The 21,478-nt window shown below is 70.8% G+C and carries 21 protein-coding genes; 13 read left to right on the top strand and 8 right to left on the bottom strand.

From position 1 onward, the window contains the following. Positions 1 to 95: 95 nt before the first annotated feature. Entirely contained in the window at positions 96 to 662 is a 567-nt protein-coding gene (locus P1K88_RS06255) for an ArsR family transcriptional regulator (RefSeq protein WP_276413407.1), read from the top strand. Positions 663 to 709: 47 nt separating this feature from the next. Here the strand turns inward: P1K88_RS06255 and P1K88_RS06250 are convergent, their stop codons facing one another. Both P1K88_RS06250 and P1K88_RS06245 read right to left on the bottom strand, forming a co-directional pair. Beyond that, positions 710 to 2,428 (bottom strand): L-lactate permease, encoded by a 1,719-nt coding sequence (locus tag P1K88_RS06250; protein WP_276413406.1) that lies wholly within the window; start codon positions 2,426 to 2,428, stop codon positions 710 to 712. A 575-nt stretch (positions 2,429 to 3,003) separates the two neighbouring features. Continuing rightward, positions 3,004 to 4,221: an MFS transporter gene (locus P1K88_RS06245; protein ID WP_276413405.1), complete on the bottom strand. Its 1,218-nt coding sequence runs from the start codon at positions 4,219 to 4,221 to the stop codon at positions 3,004 to 3,006. 112 nt (positions 4,222 to 4,333) lie between these two features. On the opposite strand from P1K88_RS06245, the gene P1K88_RS06240 reads away from it, so the two are divergent. The 11 genes from P1K88_RS06240 (at position 4,334) to P1K88_RS06190 (ending at position 15,571) form a co-directional block, all read left to right on the top strand. After that, on the top strand, positions 4,334 to 4,723 hold the full coding sequence (locus P1K88_RS06240; protein WP_276413403.1) for a gamma-glutamylcyclotransferase family protein: 390 nt from the start codon (positions 4,334 to 4,336) through the stop codon (positions 4,721 to 4,723). A 92-nt stretch (positions 4,724 to 4,815) separates the two neighbouring features. Then, positions 4,816 to 7,092, top strand: a complete 2,277-nt coding sequence (locus P1K88_RS06235) for a hybrid sensor histidine kinase/response regulator (protein WP_276413402.1) — start codon at positions 4,816 to 4,818, stop codon at positions 7,090 to 7,092. Between the two features lie 99 nt (positions 7,093 to 7,191). Further along, positions 7,192 to 9,414: a type II/IV secretion system ATPase subunit gene (locus tag P1K88_RS06230; RefSeq protein ID WP_276413401.1), complete on the top strand. Its 2,223-nt coding sequence runs from the start codon at positions 7,192 to 7,194 to the stop codon at positions 9,412 to 9,414. Next, positions 9,404 to 11,293, top strand: coding sequence for a type II secretion system F family protein (locus tag P1K88_RS06225; RefSeq protein ID WP_276413400.1), 1,890 nt, complete (start codon positions 9,404 to 9,406; stop codon positions 11,291 to 11,293). Before P1K88_RS06230 ends, P1K88_RS06225 begins: the two co-directional genes overlap by 11 nt. Beyond that, positions 11,290 to 12,018: a DUF7289 family protein gene (locus P1K88_RS06220; RefSeq protein WP_276413398.1), complete on the top strand. Its 729-nt coding sequence runs from the start codon at positions 11,290 to 11,292 to the stop codon at positions 12,016 to 12,018. Before P1K88_RS06225 ends, P1K88_RS06220 begins: the two co-directional genes overlap by 4 nt. Next, entirely contained in the window at positions 12,011 to 12,454 is a 444-nt protein-coding gene (locus tag P1K88_RS06215) for a DUF7266 family protein (protein ID WP_276413397.1), read from the top strand. Before P1K88_RS06220 ends, P1K88_RS06215 begins: the two co-directional genes overlap by 8 nt. Beyond that, entirely contained in the window at positions 12,451 to 13,161 is a 711-nt protein-coding gene (locus P1K88_RS06210) for a DUF7263 family protein (protein WP_276413395.1), read from the top strand. Before P1K88_RS06215 ends, P1K88_RS06210 begins: the two co-directional genes overlap by 4 nt. Beyond that, on the top strand, positions 13,154 to 13,558 hold the full coding sequence (locus P1K88_RS06205) for a DUF7262 family protein (RefSeq protein WP_276413393.1): 405 nt from the start codon (positions 13,154 to 13,156) through the stop codon (positions 13,556 to 13,558). The genes P1K88_RS06210 and P1K88_RS06205 overlap by 8 nt, the downstream gene beginning before the upstream one ends. After that, positions 13,555 to 14,073, top strand: a complete 519-nt coding sequence (locus tag P1K88_RS06200) for a DUF7261 family protein (RefSeq protein WP_276413390.1) — start codon at positions 13,555 to 13,557, stop codon at positions 14,071 to 14,073. The genes P1K88_RS06205 and P1K88_RS06200 overlap by 4 nt, the downstream gene beginning before the upstream one ends. Positions 14,074 to 14,133: 60 nt before the next feature. Further along, on the top strand, positions 14,134 to 14,937 hold the full coding sequence (locus P1K88_RS06195; RefSeq protein WP_276413389.1) for a helix-turn-helix transcriptional regulator: 804 nt from the start codon (positions 14,134 to 14,136) through the stop codon (positions 14,935 to 14,937). Positions 14,938 to 15,337: 400 nt separating this feature from the next. After that, positions 15,338 to 15,571: an SgrR family transcriptional regulator gene (locus P1K88_RS06190; RefSeq protein ID WP_276413388.1), complete on the top strand. Its 234-nt coding sequence runs from the start codon at positions 15,338 to 15,340 to the stop codon at positions 15,569 to 15,571. Between the two features lie 230 nt (positions 15,572 to 15,801). Here P1K88_RS06190 and P1K88_RS06185 read toward each other — a convergent pair whose 3' ends face one another. From P1K88_RS06185 to P1K88_RS06175, 3 genes are read right to left on the bottom strand one after another with little or no spacing between them, the layout of a single operon-like run. Continuing rightward, positions 15,802 to 16,353: a DUF8054 family protein gene (locus P1K88_RS06185; RefSeq protein WP_276413386.1), complete on the bottom strand. Its 552-nt coding sequence runs from the start codon at positions 16,351 to 16,353 to the stop codon at positions 15,802 to 15,804. Further along, positions 16,350 to 17,117: a nucleotide-binding protein gene (locus tag P1K88_RS06180; RefSeq protein WP_276413385.1), complete on the bottom strand. Its 768-nt coding sequence runs from the start codon at positions 17,115 to 17,117 to the stop codon at positions 16,350 to 16,352. Before P1K88_RS06180 ends, P1K88_RS06185 begins: the two co-directional genes overlap by 4 nt. Positions 17,118 to 17,176: 59 nt before the next feature. After that, positions 17,177 to 18,646, bottom strand: a complete 1,470-nt coding sequence (locus P1K88_RS06175; RefSeq protein WP_276413383.1) for a cobyric acid synthase — start codon at positions 18,644 to 18,646, stop codon at positions 17,177 to 17,179. Positions 18,647 to 18,763: 117 nt separating this feature from the next. On the opposite strand from P1K88_RS06175, the gene P1K88_RS06170 reads away from it, so the two are divergent. Then, positions 18,764 to 19,030, top strand: a complete 267-nt coding sequence (locus P1K88_RS06170) for a DUF8152 family protein (RefSeq protein WP_276413381.1) — start codon at positions 18,764 to 18,766, stop codon at positions 19,028 to 19,030. Here P1K88_RS06170 and P1K88_RS06165 read toward each other — a convergent pair whose 3' ends face one another. The 3 genes from P1K88_RS06165 to cobD are packed head-to-tail and all read right to left on the bottom strand — an operon-like array spanning position 19,031 to position 21,459. Beyond that, positions 19,031 to 19,702 carry a cob(I)yrinic acid a,c-diamide adenosyltransferase gene (locus tag P1K88_RS06165; RefSeq protein ID WP_276413380.1) on the bottom strand — a complete coding sequence of 224 codons (672 nt, stop codon included), beginning with the start codon at positions 19,700 to 19,702 and terminating at the stop codon, positions 19,031 to 19,033. A 10-nt stretch (positions 19,703 to 19,712) separates the two neighbouring features. Further along, entirely contained in the window at positions 19,713 to 20,426 is a 714-nt protein-coding gene (locus tag P1K88_RS06160; protein ID WP_276413379.1) for an adenosylcobinamide amidohydrolase, read from the bottom strand. Further along, complete coding sequence (gene cobD, locus P1K88_RS06155; protein WP_276413377.1) at positions 20,419 to 21,459, bottom strand: threonine-phosphate decarboxylase CobD; 1,041 nt, start codon at positions 21,457 to 21,459, stop codon at positions 20,419 to 20,421. Before cobD ends, P1K88_RS06160 begins: the two co-directional genes overlap by 8 nt. Positions 21,460 to 21,478 lie beyond the last annotated feature (19 nt).

The raw sequence follows: 21,478 nt of genomic DNA, 5'->3' as shown, positions 1-21,478 counted from the left end.
GGTGTGCGACCGACGAGCAGTCTCCCTGGCACGACGTCGCCGGCCCTCGCCCGGGCACGTCAAGATACAATAGCGTCGGGCGCAACGACCAACCCATGAGCGATGCGAGGCCCGGCGAGTCGTCTGACCGAACGTCGAGCGACGAGTTCTCGCTGGAGAGCGTCCTCGCCGTCTTCGACGGCCGCTCGGACCCCGGGCGGCCGCTGACCGCCAACGACGTGATGGAGGCACTGGGTTGCTCGCGGCGGACGGCCCACAACAAGCTCAACGCGCTCGTCGAGCAGGGTCGCCTCGCGACGCGGAAGGTCGGTGCCCGCGGTCGGGTCTGGTGGGTGCCCCTCGACTCGGTGGTCGACGACGCGGCTCGGGCCCGCGCGGAACGCGAACTGGCCATCGACAACGAGGTCCACGCGGTGGACCTCCCGGGCGACGGCGAGCGACTCGCGAAACAGCGCGCGGCCCTGCAGGCGGCCTACGACTTCCTCGGCGAGAACCCGGAGGCCACCGAGTCGGAGGTGATCACCGAGGTGTTCCCCGACCATCCCGCCGGGTACGACACCGCCGACGACTGGTGGACAGTCATCAAGCCGGCCCTGAAGGAACTGCCAGCCGTCGACGTGGCCACGGACACGGACCACTTCTGGCACTACGTCGGCGGCTAGAAGCGCGGCGGGACGCAGTCGTCGAAAACGGGTTTGTCGGCCCCGTCTCAGAACGTCCCGGGCGCCAAGACGTAGACGAACAGCAGCGCCAGGATGCCGGTCATCGTGGCGTAGTAGGCAAGCGGGATGAGCTCGAGACGGATGACACGCCCCTCCTCGCCGACGAGGCCGACGACGGCCAGCGCGGCGACGACGTTGTGAACCGCGATGAGGTTCCCGATGGCGCCGCCGACGGCCTGGGCGCCGACCAGGATGGTCCGGGAGACGCCAAGGTCGGTCGCGACGTTGTACTGGAAGGTGCCAAAGAGGATGTCACTGACCGTGTTCGACCCGGCCAGGAACGCCCCGAAGGCCCCGACCAGCGCGGCGAAGAACGGGTAGACGACGCCGGCGGTGTCGGCCGTCGCCTCCGAGAGGACCACCAGCATGCTGTCGACGTTGGCCGTCTCGCCGGACTGGATCATGATCTGGACCGTCGCGACGGCAAAGACCAGCGCGAGCACCGCGGGCGTCACCTTCACGATGGTCTCGGACCAGGCGTCCGTGATCTCGCGTCGGTCCATCCCGTGCAGCGGGATGGTCAGCAGGTGGACCGCGACGAAGATAGCGCCGGGCAGGTACAGCAGCGCGAAGCTGTTGTCCATGCCCGTGCCGAGGATGTTCGCCCACTCGAAGACGAGCGTCGAGGTGAGGAAGTTCGTCACGGGGTCGACGACCCGCGTGAGGACGAGCAGCGCGGCGAGCACGGCGTAGGGCGTCCACGCGCGGACGAGCGACATGGACTGGGCGGTGACCTGTCCGCCGTCGGCGGCAACCCTCGTGTCGCCGCTGGCCGACTCGCCCGGCTGGATGTCGCCGATCCAGTGCTCGGGCCACTGCGACTCGGGCGCGAAGTCCCACTCCTCGTCGGGGTGGAAGAAGCCGGCCTTCAGCGCGCCGACCGTGAGGACCATCCCGCCCATCGCCCCGAACAGGCCGGGGAAGGTCGGGCCCAGGAAGTAGGCGGTGAGCCAGTACGGCACCGAGAAGGAGGCCCACGCGAACAGCGTCAGGGGCAGGACCTCGAGCGCGGGCCGGATGGAGCGTTCCTCGCCGAAGAAGCGCGTCATCATCGCCACGCCGATGAACGGCAGCACTGCGCCCACGATGACGTGGAAGGTTGCGGCCCAGACCGCGATCTGGGCGACCCACTCGGGGATGGTCATCCCCTGGGCGGCGACCGTCGACTGGATGGACTCGGTCGAGGCGAAGATGTCCTCGAGGCCGATGATGAGCGGCGTCCCGACCGCCCCGAACGTGATGGCCATCAGGTTACCGGTCAGCGCGATGACCACGGCCGCCAGCGGCGGGAAGCCGAGCCCCACGAGCAGCGGGCCGACGACGGCGGCCGGCGTCCCGAACCCGGCGGCGGCCTCGATAAAGGACCCCATCAGGAACACGAGCAGGACGACCTGGACGCGCCGGTCGTCGCTGATGGAGGTAAAGCCCTCGTTGATGACGTCGAACGCGCCGGTCTCCTTGAGCGTGTACAGCACCAGGATGGCGCCGAAGACGATGTAGAGGATGTTCACCGCCGTTATCGCCCCGTTGATCGACGCCGCGACGAGCCACCGCGGGGACATGTTCCACCCGAGGAGGCCGACGACGGCCGCGACCACCCACGCGACCGGCATGGCCTTCGTCGCCGGCCAGTACCGACCGATCATCAGGAACGCGATGGCCGCCAGTGGCAACACGGCCAGGCCGATCTGCAGTGCGGTCGCCATCTCAGTGCCCCTCCCCCGGGAGCGCGCGACTCGCCGGTTCGGGTCGCGGACTGTACTGTGCTGTCTGTATCGATGCCAATGGTGGCATAGTCGCCGGCTCGTCCGACCGGGTATTTATACCCGACAATCGTTCACAACTCGTCGTAACTCAAACGACTGTCTCAGATAGCGTAAGAAATTATTTAAGATCTATTCGAGTATTAATTCTGGTTTTTCGTATACAAAACAAAACCCCCCGATTGCAGTTGTGTGTACGCTCGACGGGAGATACACTCGTGTGCACCGCCGGTACAAGGCCGGGTTTCCACTGGTGCAGTCAACTGTAACCACCAGATTGCGACCGGATCCTCGGCTCGTCCCGGCCGACCTGTCGACAGGCCCGGACGACCGACCGGCCCCGTCCGCAGACGGAGCGCACGGCGAGCGTGCGTATTCGAGACGGGGTCGACGGACCGAACGCACCGGCGGTGAGTCGACCCGAGGGCGACGTGGGGCGACCGCGGCGAGGTCGCTCGCGTCGTTCAATCCGGTCGACGGGCGTGCCCGACGGTAGGGCGGACCCCCGAACCCGCCGGTCAGTCCTCGGCCGTCCCCGGGGCGGGCAGCGGCGAGTGTCCCTCGGCCGAGAGACTGCCCACCAGTACGGCCCCGGCGGCGATCGGGACGACGGCGCAGGCGACGTAGACCGGGGCGAACCCGACCACGTCGACCAGCGGGAGCGACACCAGCGGGCCGAGCGCCCCGCCGAAGTCGCCGAGGACGTTGTTCGTCGCCGTCGCCCGCCCCATCCGCTCGCTCGGCGTCAGGTCGGCCAGGAGCGCGACCAGCGGTCCGCTGGTTCCCCCCTGGCCGGCCCCGACGAGGAGGCAGGCCAGCACGAACGCCGGGAGAGAGCCGGCGGCCGCGAGCAGGAGAAACCCGGCGAACGAGACGACGAGGAAGGCGAGCAAGACCGGCAGGCGCCGGCCGTCGCCGTCGCTGAGCGTCCCACCGGCGAGCGTCAGCCCCGAGGCGGCGACGACGGTCACCGCCATCAGCCCGCCCGAGAGCCCCTGGGCGCCGTAGCCCAGCGTCGTCAGGTCCCTGACGTCGATGACGAGCACGAGCGTCGAGAACAGCGCCCCGAGGTACGCGAAGTAGAGGCCGAAGTTCACCAGGCCGACGGCGAGGGTGGTCCGGGTGGTGTCGACGTCGAGCGGCGAGACGCCGCCCCGGTGGTCGTCGACGTGTGTCTCGGGGACCAGCACGTAAGCGATGGCGCTGGCGAGCATGGCAAACGCCGCCGCAGCGGCGAACGCGGCGGCGACGCTGTAGGCCTCGCTGACGACGCCCCCCAGGACGAGGCCGACGGGGAACCCGAGCGTGATGCCGCCGCGGACGACGCCCATGTTCGCCCCGCGGGAGTCGGCCCCGCTCACGTCGGCGGCGATGGTGTAGGCCGTCGCGAACACCAGCGCGCTGCCGACCCCCCAGAGGACGCGGGCCACCAGGAACCAGGCCTCCGGGAACGGCGCGGTGACGGCCACGAGGTAGCCAAGCGTCGCCAGTCCCTCGACGAAGAGACCGACGACGAAGGGCGTGCGCGTCCCCACCCGGTCGATGAGCGACCCCGCCGGGGCGTTCGCGACGATGCGGGTGATGCGGTTGGCGCTGAGGATGAGTCCCACGAGGAACGGCGAGATGCCGAGCACGGCCCCCAGGTTCGGCAGGATGGGGAAGACGACGCCGCCGCCGAACCCGACGAAGAAGGTGTTCACGATGACAGCGAGCACGACGGTCCGCTGGCGGGTCATCGGGCCGACTCACCGCCGCTCGTCGCTCGGTGCACAGCAGGCGTTGTGACCGGCCGTAATTAGGGATGACGTTGTGGCGGCGTTCATGCCTGTGGCGCTCGTAGCCGGGGGCATGGAGGTCTTCGTCTACGGGACGCTCACCGACCCGGCGACGGCGGCGTCGGTGCTCGAGACATACACGTACCGCGGGTCGGCTACGCTCGCCGGCCTCCACCGCGTCGACGGACGCTACCCCACGCTCGCGCCCGGTGGCACGGCCGACGGCCGGCTCCTCTGGACGCCCGAGGTCACCGCCCTCGACGCCTACGAGGGGGTCGACCGGGGGCTGTACGTCCGGGTATCGCTCCCGCGGGCCGACACAACGGGCCAGCGCGTCGAGTGCTACGTGGGCGACCCGGCGGCGCTCGACGCCCCGGTCGAGTGGCCCGGCACCGGCCCGTTCGCCGACCGCGTGCGACGGGTCTGTCGAAGCGAGGACGTCGGGGTTCGGGCCCAGGAATAGCCGGGTCGGTCCCGCCGACCACCGACACCGGAGTATCAGCAGTAGTAATCTCGTCCGAACTATTATCAGTGTCACCTCAGTCTGTCAGGCACATGTCCGCGGCCGAGCGCACCGCCCGGGTCCTCTATGTCGACGGCGACGAGACGTTCGCGGCCCGCACCGCGGCGGGCCTCGAACGGGAAGCCGACCCGCTGGAGGTCGTGACCGCGGACTCGGCGCGCGACGGGCTCGACCGCATCGAGACGGAACGGGTGGACTGTGTCGTCAGCGAGTACGACCTCCCCGACCGGACCGGTATCGAGTTCCTCGAGACGGTCCGCGAACGGTACGGGGAGTTGCCGTTCGTCATCTTCACCGGTCGCGGCAGCGAGGCGGTGGCCAGCGAGGCCATCGGCGCCGGCGTGACCGACTACCTGCAGCAGTCGGGCGAGACCGGTCGGGACGCCGTCCTCGCGAACAGGGTCGCGACGGCGATCGACGAATACCGATCGCGGGGCGAGGACGAGTCGAACGAGGAGCGCCTGTCCCTGCTCGTCGACGAGTCGCCGATGGGCGTCATCGAGTGGGACGGGGAGATGGGCGTCGTCCAGATGAACCCCGCCGCCGAGGACATCCTCGGGTACAGCGAGGCGGAGCTGGTCGGCGAACCGTGGACCGAAATCGTGCCGCCGTCCGACCGGGCCCCCGTCGCCGACGTCATCGCCGATAGCATGGAGACGGGGACGGAGGCCCGCAGCGTCAACGAGAACGTCCGCGGCGACGGCGAGCGCATCACCTGCGAGTGGCACAACCGGGTCGTCACCGACGACGACGGGTCGGTCGTCACGATGTTCTCCCTCTTCCAGGAGGTCACGGAGCGACGGCGCCGCGAGGACGCGGTCGAACAGCTCCACGAGACCGCCCGTTCGCTGATGGGGGCCGAGACGCACGACGACGTCGCGGAGATGGTCGTCCAGGCCGCCCGCGACATCCTCGACATCCCGGTCAACTCAGTCCACCTCCAGGCGGCAACGGGGGACTGCCTCGAACCGGTCGCGTGGACCGACGAAGCCAGGGAGCTGGTCGGTCCCCTTCCGACGTTCGAACCCGGAAGCGGACTCGCCTGGCAGGTCTTCGAGTCCGGCGACACGGCGATGTTCGATGACGTCTCGAGCGCCGAGGACCGGTTCAACCCCGAGACGGACGTCCGGAGCGAGATGATACTCCCGCTCGGGGACTACGGCGTGCTCCTGGCGGGGTCGACGGAGGTCTCGGAGTTCGACGGGGCCGACGTCTCGCTGATGAAGACGCTCGCCGCGACGGCGACGGCGGCCCTCGAGCGTATCGAACGTACCGAGGCGCTGGGACTCCAGCGCGACCGGCTCCGGACGCTCTTCGAGATGGTGCCGGAACCGATCATCCGGGTCAGGTTCGAGGACGACCGCCCCGTCCTGCGGGACGGGAACCCGGCGTTCGAGGAGACCTTCGGCCACGACGTCGAGGCCGCCGTCGGCCAACCGGTCAACGACCTCATCGTCCCGCCGGACCGCCAGCCCGCGGCCGAGCGCATCGACGACCGGATACGCAGCGGCCGGACGTTCGGGCGGGAGGTGCGTCGCCGGACGGACGACGGACTCGGTGACTTCCTCTTTCGGTCGGTCCCGGTCCCCGGGGACCACGACGAGTACTTCCGTATCTACGTCGACATCAGCGAACTGAAGCGGTCCCAACGCCGCCTGGAACAGCAAAACGAACGCCTGGAGATGTTCGCGGGCGTCGTGAGCCACGACCTCCGGAACCCGTTGCTGGTCGCCCAGTCGGGCGTCGAGATGGTCCAGCAGCAATTCGAGAACGACGGTGACCTGGACGACGACACACTGGACATCGTGGTTCGCGCCCACGACCGGATGGACCAGCTGGTCGACGACCTGCTGGCGCTCGCGCGCCACAACGGCCAGACACTCGACCCGGAGCCCATCTCGCTCGCCGAGGTCGGGCGGGCCTGCTGGGAGACGGTCAGGACCGACGGGGCGACGCTCGACGTGGAGGCGACCATGCGCGTGCGGGCCGACGAGAGCCAGCTGAAACAGCTACTCGAGAACCTCGTCCGGAACGCGGTGGACCACGGCGGGACCGACGTGACCGTGACCATCGGTGACATGGCGGACGGGTTCTACGTCGAGGACGACGGCACCGGAATCCCGCCGGCCGAACGCGAGCAGGTCTTCGAGCGGGGCTACTCGACGGCCGACGGCGGCACGGGGTTCGGACTGGTCATCGCCGATCAGGTCGCCGACGCCCACGGCTGGGACCTCCGCCTCACCGACGGCGCGGACGGCGGGGCGCGCTTCGAGGTGTCCGGCGTCGAGACGGACCCGACCGAGGAGTGAGTCCAGTCCCGCGGGCTAAATAATACCCACAATACTGCGATAAAATCAGGCGTATTCTATACTAAAATTTAAGTTCGGTCGGGCGTCGAACGACCCGACATGAGCCGACGCGCGGACACAGGCTGGCACGCCACCGTGCCGGCACCGGTACCGCCGGACGACCCCGGAGCATGGTACGCTCCGGACGTCCGAGAACAGGACGAGATCTACCCCGGCGTGGTCGTCACCATCCGCCGGGCAGGCAGCGAGTTCGGGTACGATGTCCGCGAACCGCTGCTCTCGACACCGGCCGCGAGCGCCCTCGCGACCGTCGAATCGCACTTCGAGGGTGCGCACGTCGAGCGTCCCCGAACGCGTGAGGGTGCCATCGAACGCATGGATTGCGGGTTCGACCCGAAGCACCGCCGGGTCATCGACCGACTGGTGGAGTGTTCGCCGACCGTCCGCCGCCGCGTTGACTACCACGCCGCCTGTTCGCTTGCGTGCCTGGGCGATCTGACGCCGTACGCGCTGGACCACCGCATCGACGTCGCCGACGTCACCGACGACGGCGTCGTGGTCCACACCGACGACTACGCCCCCGCCGAGACCGACCTGGGGCCGGACCCGGCGTTCATCGACCGGTTCGCCAGCGAGCGCGTCGAGCGCCACACCGTCTCCTTCGAGGGGTTCGAGGTGCCGGTCGTCGTCTACCGCGAGCACCTGCTGGGGTCGGACCCGTTCACGACGAAGTACGCGGTCCGGGAACCGGACCTGTTGCCCGGCGACGAACAGCTCATCGAGGCCTGCAAGGAGCGCATCTGGGAGACGAACGTCGACGGCCTCGTCGAGGACCGCACCGCGTTCGTCCGCGACCGGGCGCGGGCTCACCTGGCCCGGCAGCTGACCGTCCGCAACACGACCGAGTGGCTCGACGCCGTGTGCTACCGCGTCCGCTCGGCGCTGGCCGAGCTCGACCTCGCGGTGCCGCCGGTCGATCACCGCTTTGCCGCCGATCGGCTCGAGGACCTGCTGTACTACGTGATGCGCGATCTCGTCGGCTACGGGAAACTGACGGTTCCCGTCCGCGATCACACGCTCGAGGACATCGAGGCCAACCGGGTGGGCGAGCGCGTGAAGGTCCTCCCCCGCGCCGACCTGGGCCACGACGGCCGTGTCCCGACGAACCTCGCCTTCGAGTCCGAGAGTGCCTTCGTCAACGTGGTGATGCAGCTGGCGGCCGACGACGGCACCGAGCTCAACGCCTCGAACCCGAGCGCGAAGGTCAACATCGACCCCGACGGCGACAGCGAGGCTGACGAGACCATCCGCTGTGCGGTGGCCTTACCGACCATCAGCGAGGGCGGCCCGCACATCTCCATCCGCAAGCAGTCTGCCGACGCGATGACGCCGGTCGACCTCGTCGAACGCGACGCGCTCCCGACGGAGCTGGTCGCCCTGCTGTGGCTGTTCTACGAGTCCCACGGCGTCGTGCTCTTCTCCGGCCCGACGGGTGCGGGCAAGACGACGCTCATGAACGCCCACATGCCCTTCGTCCCCTACCGTGACCGCCCCATCAGCATGGACGAGGGGTCACGCGAGGTGCGGATTCCCCACGAGACCGGCGTCTCGCTAACCACCCGCGAGCACGAGCGCGACCACCGGCGGGTGACGATGGCCGACCTGATGACCCAGTGTAACTACCTCAACCCGGACGTCGAGGTCATCGCCGAGATCAACACGCCCGAGTCCTTCGAGACGTTCGCCGAGACGCTGAACACGGGCCACGGCGTCATCGGCACCACGCACGCCGACGACGTGGAGACGCTCGTCAACCGCGTCATCGAGAAGGGGGTCCCGACGTACCTGCTCGCGGAGATCGACCTCGTCGTCTTCCCGCGGTACGTCGACGGCGAGCGGTACGTCGCCGACGTCGTCGAGTTCGTCGACGAACCCCGGTACCGCGACGACCGTTCCGGGACCATCGAGAAAGACGGGACGACCGTCCACTGGAACAGCGTCTGCCGCCGCCGGCCGGACGGGACCTACGACATCGCCTACGAGCACCCGCAGTTCGGCGGCGAGGCCCGGTCGGTCGAGACGGGCGTCCTCGAGCGCCTGGCGACGCTCCGCGACGAACCAATCGAGGACGTGGAGGCCGCGCTGCACCGCCGGCACCGCTACGTGCAGTACCTGGTCCGAGAGGACCTCACGGACTTCGAGTCGCTGTTCGAGGTGCTCGCCGACTTGGAGACCAACGAGGCCGCGACCGTCGAGCGACTCCGGCGACGGGCCGGCGAGTCGGGCCCCGACCGCCTGGAGGTGCGGAACGATGACGACTGACGGTCCCCCGCTCGGCATCGTCGACCGGGGGCTGTACGCGCTCTTTGCCCACCACGCCGACGACGGCCGCCACACAGCAACGCGGGACCGGTACCGGGCGGCCGACCCGGACACCGGGTTCGGGCTCTACGTCGCGCGGCTGTACGGCCTCGCGTGGCTGGCGCTCGTCGCCGGTATCGCCGGCACCGCGACGCTGGCCGCGCTGGCCCCGCCGGCCGCCGTCACTCGACTCGCGGCCGTGGTCGGCGAGAGCCTGCCGATCCTCAACCGCCTCCCGCTACCGACGGTCCCCCGGGCGGTCCTCGTGCTCGTCGCCAGTGCGGCGGCCGGGCTCTGCTGTCGGGTCGTGGTGTTCCGGCTGGGCGACCGCTACCTCTCGTGGGTCGCCGCCGGTCGACGGGCCGACATCGCCGTGACGCTCCCCGGCGCGGTCCGGTACCTGCGCGTGCTGGCCTCTGGCACCCACGACCGGGAGGCGATGCTCCGGGCGGTGGCCCGGCAGGACGCCTACGGCGAGACAGCCCGAGCGTTCCGGCGTGCGCTCAACCGGGGCGCGCTGACCGGGAGCCTGGACGAAGGGCTCGAACGGGTCGCCAGCGAGACGCCCTCCCGGGACCTGCTCGCGCCCTTCCTGCTGAAGTTCAAGGAACACGCCAACCAGAGCACCGAGGCGCTGGCGGGCTACCTGGAGATGGAGGGACGGCTCCTCGCCCACCAGCAGACCCGCCGCCACGAGCGCGCGACCGGCTACCTCGAACTGCTCGCGGAGCTGTTCGTCGTCCTCCTGGTGGTGCCGGCGCTGATCGTCCTCATCGTCACCGTCATGAGCGTGCTCGCGCCGGGACTGTCGGCGCCGGTGTCGACCCCGCTGGGCGAGACCACGGTCAGGGCGGCCGTGGTCTACGGGAGCGCGGGGTTCGTCCTGGTGACCGGGATCCTCGCGTCCTGGCTCGTCCACTCGCTGCGGCCCACGACGACCGCGACGCCGACGTACCGCCGGCCCGACGGCCCGCTGGCGACGCTCGCGACGGTCCACACGAACCCCGCGAGCGCGCTCGTCGTCGCCGTGCCGGCCGGGGTGCTGGTCGCCGCTGGTCTCTGGTCGCTGGGCTACCGACCGCTGAACGTCGGCCTGCTGTCGTACGTCGCCGTCGGCCTCCCGGTCGGTGCCGTCGCCGTCCGCAGGGCACGTCGGGACGACGCGAAGGACCGGGAGATACAGGACTTCGTCCACGCCGTCGCCGGCCACGTCGCCCTCGGGCGGCCGTTCCCCGAGGCGGTCCGGCGAGTGGCGGCGGAGGTGGAACTGGGGGCACTCGCCGCGGACGTCGACGCGCTCGCGTTCACCCTGGGCCTGAGCGACAGTCCGGACGGGGAGGCGGCCAACCGTCGCTCGGCGGCGCTCGAGCAGTTCGTCGAGCGGGTCGGGACGCCGCTCGCCGAGCAGACCATCGGGCTCGTCGTCGGCGCGCTCGACACCGGGAGCGACAGCGAGGACGTCTTCGAGACCCTGCAGACCGAGATCGGGACGCTCTACCACCAGCGCAAGTCGCTCCGCTCGGCGCTTTTGGTCTACGTCGCCGTCGGCTGGACGACGGCCCTGCTGGTGCTTGGCATCACCGTCGCCGTCAACGTCTACGTCCTGGCGGAGTTCGCCCAGCTGTCGGCCGTCGCCGACGGATCGACCGTCGCCTTCGACCCGGCCGCGGTCGACCCCGAGCGGGCGCGGTACCGGTTCTACGTCGTCACGCAGGCGACGATGCTCGCCTGTGGCTGGTTCGCCGGCACGGCCAGCCGCGGGGTCTACGAGGCACTGCTTCACTCCGGCGGGCAGGTGTGTATCGCCTACGTCGTCTTCGCGGGGGTGGGCCTGCTGTGAGTCGGACGCCGTCGCGCGGCCAGTCACACGTCGTCGGCGTCGTCCTGCTGCTTGGCATCACCGTGGTCGCGCTGGGGGGTCTGACGGCGGCCGTCGGCACCGTCGTCGACGGCCAGACCGCGGCGGCCGACGAGGCACGTGTCGAACACGCCTTCCGGACCGAGCTCCGGCCGGTCGAACACACCGGGCCGAACGAAGCGCGGGTCAGTTTCACGGAGGGGCGCCTGTCGACCGTCGAGCGCGACCTCAGCATCACGACGCCGACGGGCGTCGCACGGACCGTCGAGGTCGGCGGGCTCGTCTACGACTCCGGCCAGTCCCGCGTCGCCCTCGTCGCCGGCAGTGTCATCCGCGGGACCGCCGGGAACGCGTGGCTCGAGCGCGACCCGCCCGTCACGGTCACGCGGAACGCGGACACCCTCGTCGTCGGCGCGCCGCGACTGGGGGCCAGCGGGGAGAGTCTCGCCGGAACCGGCGGCGCGTCGGTGCGACTCCGGACGAACGTCAGCCACGAGCGGATCGAACTGGGCGAGCGGGAGTACGGGGTCGCACTCGAGACCGCAGCCCCCGGCCCGCTGGCACGCTACTTCCGGCGCCAGAACGCCACCACCCGGGTCCGGGACCTCGACGGCGACGGGGTACAGAGCGTGGTCGCCACCTTCCCGGGGAACCGGACACTGTACCTCGTGGTCCACCGGATGCGCCTGGAGGTGGCCCATGGATAACCGCGCGGTCAGCCCCGTCGTCGAGAAGCTGCTCGCGCTGGGGCTGGTGGTGGTCTACGTCGGCCTCCTGACGACGACGCTGTACGGCGGCGCCGTCCCGGCCTACCGGGCGGCCGTCGGGAGCGAACTGGGCGAGCGGACGCTGGCGGAGGCGACGGCCCGCGTCGAGCAGGCCGTCCCACCGGACGCCAGGGCCGGGTCGGCGCGGTACCGGGTCGACCTCCCGGCGACGATCGGCGGCGCGGCCTACGCGATCCGGACCGACGGGCGTGACCTCGTGTTGGTCCACCCCGACCCCGCCGTCGGCGGACGGACCCGACCCGTGTTGCCCGACCGGGTCGACGCGCTCGCCGGGACCTGGGAGAGCGGCGCCGAGACGGTGGTTATAGTGGACGGGCCGCCGGGCGAGCTGACCGTCGAACTGGAGGAACGATGAGCACCGGAACGTTCCGACTGCCCGGCGCGCGCGGGCGTCGAGCACAGACGACGCTCCCGGCGCTGGCGCTGGCGCTCGTCGTCCTGACGGTGCTGACCGGCCTGAGCCTGGGGATGGCCGACGCGGCCATCGCCGGTGGCGACCGGGCGCCCGACGAGCGACGCGCCGCGACAGCGCTCGCCGACCACCTGGTTGCGCCCGACGGCCCGCTGGCCGTCCGGGAGAACGTGCTCGCGCGGAGCCAGGTCCGGTCGTTCGACGCCGGCGACCTCCCGCCAGTCGCCACGGCCGACGACGACTACGACGTCAGCGTCACGCTCGACGGCCGGCCGATCGCGCGCCGGGGCACCCCACAGGACGGAACGACGGTCCGGCGCATCGTCCTCCTCGAGCGGCGGACGCGCGCGACGCTGACACCGGATCTGGGAGATACCCCCGCGGTGACGCTCCCCCGCCGCACCGGCGCGGCGACGGTGACGGTGGCCCCGCCGAACGGGACCACCGTCTGGACGGTCCGGGCCGACGACAGGGTCGTCCTCCACGACGCGGGCGGCCTCGAGGGGCGCTTCGAGGTGTCGCTGGTCCCCTACGAGACGACGACGCTCCGGTTCCGCTTCGCCGGCCCGCTTGACGCGGGTGACGTGACCGTCGCCTACGACGCCGCCCGGACGACGAAGGCCACGCTGGCGGTGAGCGTCGATGCCTAGGGCGCAACTCCCGCTGTCCCTGGTCGAGGTGGCGCTCGGTGCCGTGCTGATACTCGGGGTCGCGCTGGGGTTCGCGCTCGGGACGCCGGCGCCGGACACGCGGACGCCCCAGCTGACGGCCTACGCCGAGGATACGGCGACGGTGCTGGCAAACGAGGCGCCGCGCCACGGCGGCACGACGCGGTTGGGGGAGGTGCTGCGCAGCGAGGGGGCCTTCGAGCGGGAACGGGGCGCGCTGGAACGCCGCGTCGACCGCATCGTGCCCGCGAACGTGATGTACCGGGTCGTGACGCCACACGGGACCGTCGGGTTCCCGAAACCCGAGGGCGTCCCGACGGGGACGGCGATGGTCTCGACCGGGTACGGCCGGGTCCGCATCGAGGTGTGGTACGCGTGAGACGGGGCCAGCTCGTGCTCGTCGCGGCGGCGCTCGTCGCGGTCGCGCTGGCACCGATCGTCCTCTCGTACCTCCAGCTGGGCTACCACGGCGACGTCCGGGCGACGGCGGACCACGGCGATCAGACCCGGGACGCCCGGCGCACGCTCGACCGGGCGGTCGCGACTGCGCAGTCGGGCGTCACCGGCGAGTACGCCTGGTCGCGCCGGCGGGCCGCGGTGACGGAGGTCCGCGGCCGACTGGAACCGCGACTCGAGCGGCTCCGGACCTCGGAGGTCGACGCCGGGACGGTGCACGCGGCGACCTACAACGGAACCGTCGCCGGGGCGTGGGCCGACGAGCGCTGTCCGGGCGGCCCGGCCCGACAGTTCGGCGCCTGCGCCGTCGACCGGGGCGTGCTCGTCCAGAACCGGACCGGCGTCACCCACGTCGTCGGCGTCGGTTTCGACCTCACGACGACGACGCCCCGCGGCGAGACGCGCGTCACCGTCTTCGTCCGCCCGGTCGGTCGATGAACCGGTCGACAGCTGCACAATCGTGACACTAAACACGCAGGGGCCTGGTACTGTGAACCAATGGAACCCGACGAGGCGGCCTTCGGGGACGTCCAGTTTCTCACTGGGTCCCCCCAGCGGTTCGCGGTGCTGTCGGCCCTGTGTGAGACGCCGGCACGGCCCTGCGAGCTGTGCGACCGGGTAGACGCGACGCGGACGACCGTCCAGCGCATCCTCGCCGGGTTCAGGGAGCGCGACTGGGCCTACAAACGCGACGGGCAGTACCACCCGACGGTGACCGGGCGGCGGGTGCTGACCCGGTACCGATCGCTGCTGACCGAAGTCGAACGGGCCCGCGAGTTCGGCCCCGTCGCGACGCACCTGGAACCGGTGGCCGACCGGTTCCCTACGGCGCTGCTGACCGAGAGCACGATGACGCGGGGGACGGAACAGGACCCGCTCGCGGCGGTGACCCGGCTCATCGACCGGTTCCAATCGGCCGAGGGGCGAGTTCGGGCGATCTCGCCCATCGTCTCCCAGTCGTTCAACGAGGTGGCGGCCGACCTGCTGGAGTCCGACGTCGAGATGACGCTCGTCGTCGACCGGGACGTCATCGACCGCTCCGCGTCGGACTTCCCGACGGCGTTCGAGCGGGGGATAGAACACGGCGGTATCGAGATCTTCGTCCACGAGACGCCGCTGTCGTTCGGGCTGTTACTGGACGACACGGGGTGCTGTCTGGCCGTCTACGACGACGGGAACAACCTCAAAGCGACCATCGAGTCGGCCGACGAGTCCGTCAGAGAGTGGGCGCACGTGCAATACGAGCGACGCAAGGAACGGGCGGACCCGCTGGAGACGCTCGTGACTGACTCACAGGAGTGACGCCTGGGCGCGGTGTCAGACGGGGGACCGGACGACCGGAACGGGGGTGGAGGGGGAATGGGGGACCATGGAAGGCCGAATCGATGGGTCCCTGGCGGACCTGGCATCCAGGCCAGTGGGACGGGAACGTCCCATCGGAACAATGCGGTGGTAACAGCCTATACTTATTCGCGCACACCAGTTACCGGACCCGAAATCTGTTACAACCCCTGTAACACACCCGTCGCATGATATCCTTCCCGCGCTGAAGCGCGAGGATTGCCGCGTTGGGATATCATCGTCTACGGGACGACCAGTTCTCGTGGGGCTACTCGCCCCGTCGATCTGTAAACCGCGGGACGTCGGGGCGGTCCCCACGGACGACCGACAGTATAAGTACCAGGCCATCGTGATTTCTCACATGTCACCACCCGGACGGGAGGTCCAGTACACCGAATCCGACGTCATCGAGGTGTTCAGAGACCGGAACGACTACGCGGAGCCACTGACGGCTTCCGAGGTCGCCGACCGGCTGGGCTGTTCGCGCCGGACCGCACTGAACAAGCTGCACAGCCTGGCCGCGGAGACGGACGTCACCAGCAAGAAGGTCGGGGGGCGCTCGCGGGTCTGGTGGATTCCGGTCCGGACGAGCTGAAATCTGGATTTCCCGCCCGCGAGAGAGTTTTGCCGTCGTTCACGCCGTCGTACACAGTTGGGAAGAAAGGATCCCGGTAGAAACCTCACGTCGCGTGACGTCCGGCGACGCCCTGTGGCTCCGACTGGTCCTCGCGGCGACCACCCTCCGCCTCGCGTCTGTGCTCGGGACGAGTTACGCCGCCGCCCAGGGACGCGGCGGCGGGACATGAGAAAGTAGGGTCCGCGACGCTACAGGTCCCACTCCTCGGCCCGCTCCCGGGCCTCGGCGCGCGCCTGCTCCTTGATGGCCGAGATCTTCTCCGTGTCCTCGAGGAACGCCTCGACGGCGCTCGCGTCGCCGGGGTCGCGTGGCGTCTCAGACCCCGCGGACTCCTCGTCCGACGACCGGTCCGGGCCGGCCCGGCGCGTGCTCTCGGCCAGCGCGGGGTCGCCGGCCAGTCGCTCGGCAGGCATCCCCGGTGGCACCTGGAGGTCCGTCGCGTCGTGGACGGTCGCCAGCTCGGTCGCCGGCAGTTCGTACAGCGAGACGTGGTAGGGGCCGGGAACCGCCAGGTCGGCCAGCGCCGGCGGCCCGCCGCGGTCCGTCCCGGTGTGGTAGGCGACGACCGGCACGCCGTCCTCGAAGGTGATGACGCCGCGCCCCTCGGCGTCGAGCAAGAGCGCGTCCTGGGACTCGAAGACCGCGTAGCCCGTCAGCTCGCGGTCGAGCACGTCTGCGAGCGGTTCCCGCGGGTCCGCGACGACGCGCGACTTGCAGAGGCGACCGGTGGGGAGCCTCATGGTGGGTGGGGGATGACCGCGCTCCGGAAGCGGTCGGCGACGTCTCCCGGCCGGCCGTTCGCTATCGTCAGCGCGTCCGCCGCTCGCCGGTAGGCCGCGGCCGCCGCCGACTCGGGTGCGTGGGCGAGCAACGGCCGACCCGCCCGCCGGGCCTCGCGTGCGGCCTCGGCCTCCGGGACCGCCGCCAGCGTCGGTCCGTCGAAGTACCGCTCGGTCTTCTCGGCGACCCGGTCGATGGGTTCCTCGTCCCTGACCTTGTTGAACAGGAGACCGGCAACGTCGGTGTCGTAGGAGGCGGCGTACTCCTGGACCTTGAGGCCGTCGGAGATTGCCGGTATCGTCGGCTGGAGGACGATCACGGTCCGGTCTGCCATCACTACCGGGAGGACGGCGGCGCGACTGTCCAGCGCCGGGGGCGAGTCCAGCAGGATGACCTCGGTGTCGGCCGCGAGCGTCGCGACGACCTCCCGCAGTCGCGTCGGATCGGCGTCGCGGAACCCCTCCAGACTCGTCCCGCAGGGGACCACCGTCATCCCGAAGCGATCGTAGGCGGCGTCGAAGACGGGCGCGTCGTCGGCCAGCACGTCGTGCAGCGTCGTCTCGGCCGACGACAGGCCGGCGTGAAAGAGCAGGTTCGCCATGCCGGTGTCGGCGTCGACGACGGTCACGTCGTAGCGGTCCGACAGCGCCATCCCCAGCGCGACGGCGCTCGTCGTCTTGCCCGTCCCCCCTTTCCCGCTGGCGACGGCGAAGACTTCGACCATGTGCGTGCGTCCCCGCCCCATCGCACATAAACTTCGCGGAAATCCGATCCGAAAAAACCTCACTCGAACCCGAGTGGCCCGAGGTCCACGTGGTCGGCGACCAGCCGTGCGGCGCGTTCGTAGGGATTTGGCTGCTCGGCGTCGCCCCCCTGCGGCGGGTCGATACCGGCGGCTCCGAACGTATTTCTCACGAAGGCACGTTTCGCCAGATCGTTCTCGAAGAGATCGTGGAGGTAGGTACCGAGCACGTCGTCGGTGGCGGCCCCCTCGGCCGCGAAGGGGCGCGTCACGTCGCCGGTCAGCGTCGACTCGCCCGTGTGTATCTCGTAGCCCTCCACGCGGCCTTCGGCGCCCTCGAGCGGGCCGACGCCGCGTATCTGCCGCGTGACGTGCTCGACCGTCTTTGTCTCGGAGAACCTCGTCTCGACGGGGAGCAGGCCGACGCCGTCGACGCGCTCCTGGTCGGTAGTACCTTCGAGGGCAGCATTTGCCAGCGACTCCCCGAGCATCTGGTAGCCGCCACAGAGGCCGACCACCGGCCCCTCGAAGGCGGCGAGTCGCTCGTCGAACCCCGCCTCTCTGAGCGCCAGCAGGTCGTCGACGGTGTTCTTGCTCCCGGGCAGGACGACGGCGTCGGCGTCCGCAAGCGAGTCGCCCGGCGGAACGTAGGCGACCCGGACGCCGGGTTCGCGGACGAGCGGTTCGAGGTCCGTGAAGTTCGAGATGCGCGGGAGGCGCGGGACGGCGACGGTGACGCTCCGGTCCCCGGGGACGCCGTCGTCGTCTCCACGAACCGCGCGCGTACCGACCGGCGGGAGCGAGACGCTGTCTTCCTCGGGGAGACCGGGGTCCTCGTAGGGGACGACGCCGAGCACCGGCACACCGGTACGCTCCTCGACGGCCTCGATGCCGGGCCCGAGCAGCGAGCGGTCGCCGCGGAACTTCGTTATCACGACGCCGGCGATGCGGTCCCTGAGGGACTCGGGGACGAGTTCGAACGTCCCGACGATGGACGCGAAGACGCCGCCGCGCTCGATGTCGGCCACCAGCAGCACCTCGGCGTCGGCGAACCGGGCCGTCTCGACGTTCGCGAGGTCGCGGTCGTGGAGGTTGATCTCGGCGACGGAGCCGGCCCCCTCGGCCACGACGACGTCGTGGGCTCGCTCGAGTCGGCCGTGGGCGGCCTCGGCCGCCTCCAGTGCGGCGTCCCAGTGGTCCTCGTAGTAGGCGCCCGCCGATACGTCGGCTACGGCGTCGCCGTCGACGACCAGCTGGGACTCGCCGTCGCCGCGGGGTTTGAGCAAGACTGGGTTATGGTCGGTCGTCGGCGAGACGCGTGCCGCCCGGGCCTGGACGTACTGTGAGACGCCGATCTCCCCGCCCGGGGTCGCTCGGGCGTTGTTACTCATGTTCTGGGCCTTGAACGGGGCCACGTCGTGGCCGCGGTTCGACAGGAGGCGACAGAGCCCGGCCGCGATCGTACTCTTGCCCACGTGGGACGCAGTTCCGGCGACGAGGACGGTCGTCATTCGGGTCGCCGGTGCTTCGGACCGGGCCCGCTTGAGACTCCCGGTTAGCCGCGCAGTGCAGTCGGCGCTGCCTCGAGGACCGAATCGCCTACGGGGTCGCGGACCGAACGGCGAGTGATGACCGGGGACCGACTCGATAGGCTGGCGGAGCACATCCAAACGACGGGCGAACGGCCGGTCGAGCGGTCGGCCGCCCGCTGGCTGGGCGAGGCCGAGGCTATCGCGACGGACCTCGCCGAGAGCGACCTCGACGCGGACGCGAGAGCGAAACGCCTCGACCAGCTCGACCACCTGCTGTCGAACGTCGAGACGACGGGCGACGAGGAAGCCGACGAGCACCTCGAGTCGGCCCGGGACCTGCTGGACGGACTCCGCGAGTCGTAGTCAGTACTCGGTGCCCTTGCGGGCGGCGTGGCCCGCGTCGAGCGGGTGTTGCTGCTTGCGTACCTCCGTGACCAGGTCGGCGTGCTCGACGACGTAGTCGGGTTCCTCGTGGCCGCCGGTCAACACCAGTTCCAGGTCCTCGGGTTTCGACTCGACGAGGTCGACGACGTCCGCCGGGTCGACCAGGCCGCGGTTGGCGGCGTACAGGATCTCGTCGACGACGAGCATGTTGACGCCCGCCTCGGGGGGGGCGTCGGCCTGCAGGGGGGTCGAGAGGTCGGCCGCGGCGCTGCCCGCGAGTATCTCGCGAGCGCGGTCAAGCGCGGCCTTCGCGCGGGCCGCGTGTTCGTCGTCGTCGCTGCCGTCCAGGAAGCCGTGCCAGCCGTAGTGGCCGGCGTTCTCGTAGGAGAAGCCACGGAGCGCCGCGATGGCGTTGTACTCACCGCGGACGTCCTCGACGGTGCCCGTCCCGCCTTTCATGAACTGCAACAGGTGGACGCGGTAGCCGTGGCCGACGGCGCGGGTCGCCATCCCCAGGGCCGCGGTGGTCTTTCCCTTCCCGTCCCCCCACCACACCTGGACGAGGCCGAAGTCCGCGGGCGCGCCGGGCGTGATCGGTTCGGCCGTCGGGCCGGCCGCGTTTCGGGCGGGGTCAGTCTGGTCGTCGCTCATACCCCCGCTTTCAGGGCTGGAACACATCCGTCTGGCGGTCGGTGACGACGCCGTAAGGGGCCCCCGCGGGCGTCGGGGGGCCGTCGTCGTAGCGAGCGGCCAGACTCGCCCGGACGGCGTCCCGGACACACGCACGTGTCGCCGCCCCCACCTCCGTCGCACTCCCGGCGAACTCGGCGGGTGCCGCGTCGGGGACACAGCCCACGAGCGCGGCGTCGGAGGTCGTCCCCGGGACGCCGGCGACGTCCAGCAGGGTCGCGGCCTTCGCCTCGACGGCCGTCGCCAGGAGCGTCGCGAGCGCGCCGTCGTCGAGAGCGCGACGTGTGCCGACGAGGAGGTTGACCGTGCCGGGTCGCCCGCCCTCGACGCCGTCGTCGGGCGCCGGGTCGGCGGCGGCCCCTGGCTCGGCGTCGTCCCCACCCATCGGCAGCACCGCCGGGTTCGAAACGCCGGCTGTCGCGAGCACGGTCACCGGGCCGCTCCGGGCACACCGGGCGTTCGCCACGTCGACGCCGGTCAAGAGCGCCGGGCCGGGGGGAAAGCCCGCGTCGGCGAGTCGCTGTTCGCGGTAGGCATCGAGGTCCGTCCGCTCGAACCCCTCGGGGACGGTGAGGTTGTAGACGGCGTCGGCGCGCCGGTAGCCGCCGTCCCACGACGTCGAGAGCCAGCGAGCCCCGTCGTGGGCCATCCTGGCTAACCCGGTGTGCCGGTCGACCTCAAACATCCAGGGCCTCCAGCAGGCGGTCGTTCTCCGCTGAGGTCCTGACCGCGACGCGGACGTGGCTGTCCAGGCCGCGGAACGTCCGGGCGTTCCGCAGGGCGAGTCCCTGCTCGCGTGCGCTCGCGAGGAGTGCGTCGACGGACGCGTCGGCCACCTCGAGGAGGAGGAAGGGAGCGTCCGACGGATGGACGTCGAAGCGCGTGGCCAGTCGCTCGACCATCCGCTCGCGTTCGCGGGCGACGCGCTCCCGCGTCGCCGCGACGAAGGCGTCCTGCCGGTAGCAGTGGGCACCGACGGCGGCCGCGGGGGCGCTCATCGACCACGCGCGCCGCGCGGTCGTCAACCGGTCGAGCGCGTCGCCCGTCGCGACGGCATAGCCCATCCTGACGCCCGGCAGGCCGAACAGTTTCGTCAGCGAGCGCGCGACCACCACACCCTCGCGGCCGGCCAGCGACGGGTCGTCAGTGAAGCCCAGGAACGCCTCGTCGACCAGCAGCGTCGTCCCCGCGTCGCGACAGCGGCCGGCGAACGCCCCGAGCGAGGCCGGGTCGTAGGTCTCCCCGGTCGGGTTGTTCGGGTTGCAGACGACGACCAGCCCGTGGGGTTCTGGGTCGGCGTCCAGCACCGCGTCGTGAGCGACGAACGACGGCTCGGCGCCCTGGAGTCCCACCTCGCGGGCGTACTCCCCGAAGCTCGGCTCCGGGACGAGCACCGACTCGCCGGCCCGGACCGTCGTCTGGATGGCCAGTCGGATCGCCTCCAGACCGCCAGCGGTCGGCACCACCTGTTCGGGGGAACAGCCGACGAACTCGGCGGCCGCCGCCCGGAACGCCGAGTAGTCGTCGGCCGGGTACGAGCGGGCGGCGTCGAACGCCTCGCGGTAGACGGTTTCGACGCCGGGCGGGAGCCGCGGGTTCGTGTTCGCGCTGAAGTCGAGCACCTGCGGGTCGTCGTCGCTGCCGTGGGGCACGCGGCCGTCGGGACCGATGGCGTCGTCCCCACTCGCCCGCAGCCGCTCGACCGTGTCTGGGTCCATTGGCCGGTCGTAGGGCCAG

Source organism: Haloarcula halobia, assembly GCF_029338255.1.
GTDB lineage: Archaea > Halobacteriota > Halobacteria > Halobacteriales > Haloarculaceae > Haloarcula > Haloarcula halobia.
Note: the sequence above shows the minus strand (reverse complement) of the source record. Positions and strands in the feature narration are given on the sequence as shown.

Coding starts and splice junctions, on each gene's coding strand:
- P1K88_RS06255 (WP_276413407.1), top strand. CDS start 96: ATGAGCGATGCGAGGCCCGGCGAGTCGTCTGACCGAACGTCGAGCGAC.
- P1K88_RS06225 (WP_276413400.1), top strand. CDS start 9,404: ATGACGACTGACGGTCCCCCGCTCGGCATCGTCGACCGGGGGCTGTAC.
- P1K88_RS06170 (WP_276413381.1), top strand. CDS start 18,764: ATGACCGGGGACCGACTCGATAGGCTGGCGGAGCACATCCAAACGACG.
- P1K88_RS06160 (WP_276413379.1), bottom strand. CDS start 20,426: ATGTTTGAGGTCGACCGGCACACCGGGTTAGCCAGGATGGCCCACGAC.
- P1K88_RS06240 (WP_276413403.1), top strand. CDS start 4,334: ATGGAGGTCTTCGTCTACGGGACGCTCACCGACCCGGCGACGGCGGCG.
- P1K88_RS06175 (WP_276413383.1), bottom strand. CDS start 18,646: ATGACGACCGTCCTCGTCGCCGGAACTGCGTCCCACGTGGGCAAGAGT.
- P1K88_RS06165 (WP_276413380.1), bottom strand. CDS start 19,702: ATGAGCGACGACCAGACTGACCCCGCCCGAAACGCGGCCGGCCCGACG.
- P1K88_RS06210 (WP_276413395.1), top strand. CDS start 12,451: ATGAGCACCGGAACGTTCCGACTGCCCGGCGCGCGCGGGCGTCGAGCA.
- P1K88_RS06250 (WP_276413406.1), bottom strand. CDS start 2,428: ATGGCGACCGCACTGCAGATCGGCCTGGCCGTGTTGCCACTGGCGGCC.
- P1K88_RS06185 (WP_276413386.1), bottom strand. CDS start 16,353: ATGAGGCTCCCCACCGGTCGCCTCTGCAAGTCGCGCGTCGTCGCGGAC.
- P1K88_RS06180 (WP_276413385.1), bottom strand. CDS start 17,117: ATGGTCGAAGTCTTCGCCGTCGCCAGCGGGAAAGGGGGGACGGGCAAG.
- P1K88_RS06190 (WP_276413388.1), top strand. CDS start 15,338: ATGTCACCACCCGGACGGGAGGTCCAGTACACCGAATCCGACGTCATC.
- P1K88_RS06195 (WP_276413389.1), top strand. CDS start 14,134: ATGGAACCCGACGAGGCGGCCTTCGGGGACGTCCAGTTTCTCACTGGG.
- P1K88_RS06245 (WP_276413405.1), bottom strand. CDS start 4,221: ATGACCCGCCAGCGGACCGTCGTGCTCGCTGTCATCGTGAACACCTTC.
- cobD (WP_276413377.1), bottom strand. CDS start 21,459: ATGGACCCAGACACGGTCGAGCGGCTGCGGGCGAGTGGGGACGACGCC.
- P1K88_RS06230 (WP_276413401.1), top strand. CDS start 7,192: ATGAGCCGACGCGCGGACACAGGCTGGCACGCCACCGTGCCGGCACCG.
- P1K88_RS06215 (WP_276413397.1), top strand. CDS start 12,011: ATGGATAACCGCGCGGTCAGCCCCGTCGTCGAGAAGCTGCTCGCGCTG.
- P1K88_RS06205 (WP_276413393.1), top strand. CDS start 13,154: ATGCCTAGGGCGCAACTCCCGCTGTCCCTGGTCGAGGTGGCGCTCGGT.
- P1K88_RS06235 (WP_276413402.1), top strand. CDS start 4,816: ATGTCCGCGGCCGAGCGCACCGCCCGGGTCCTCTATGTCGACGGCGAC.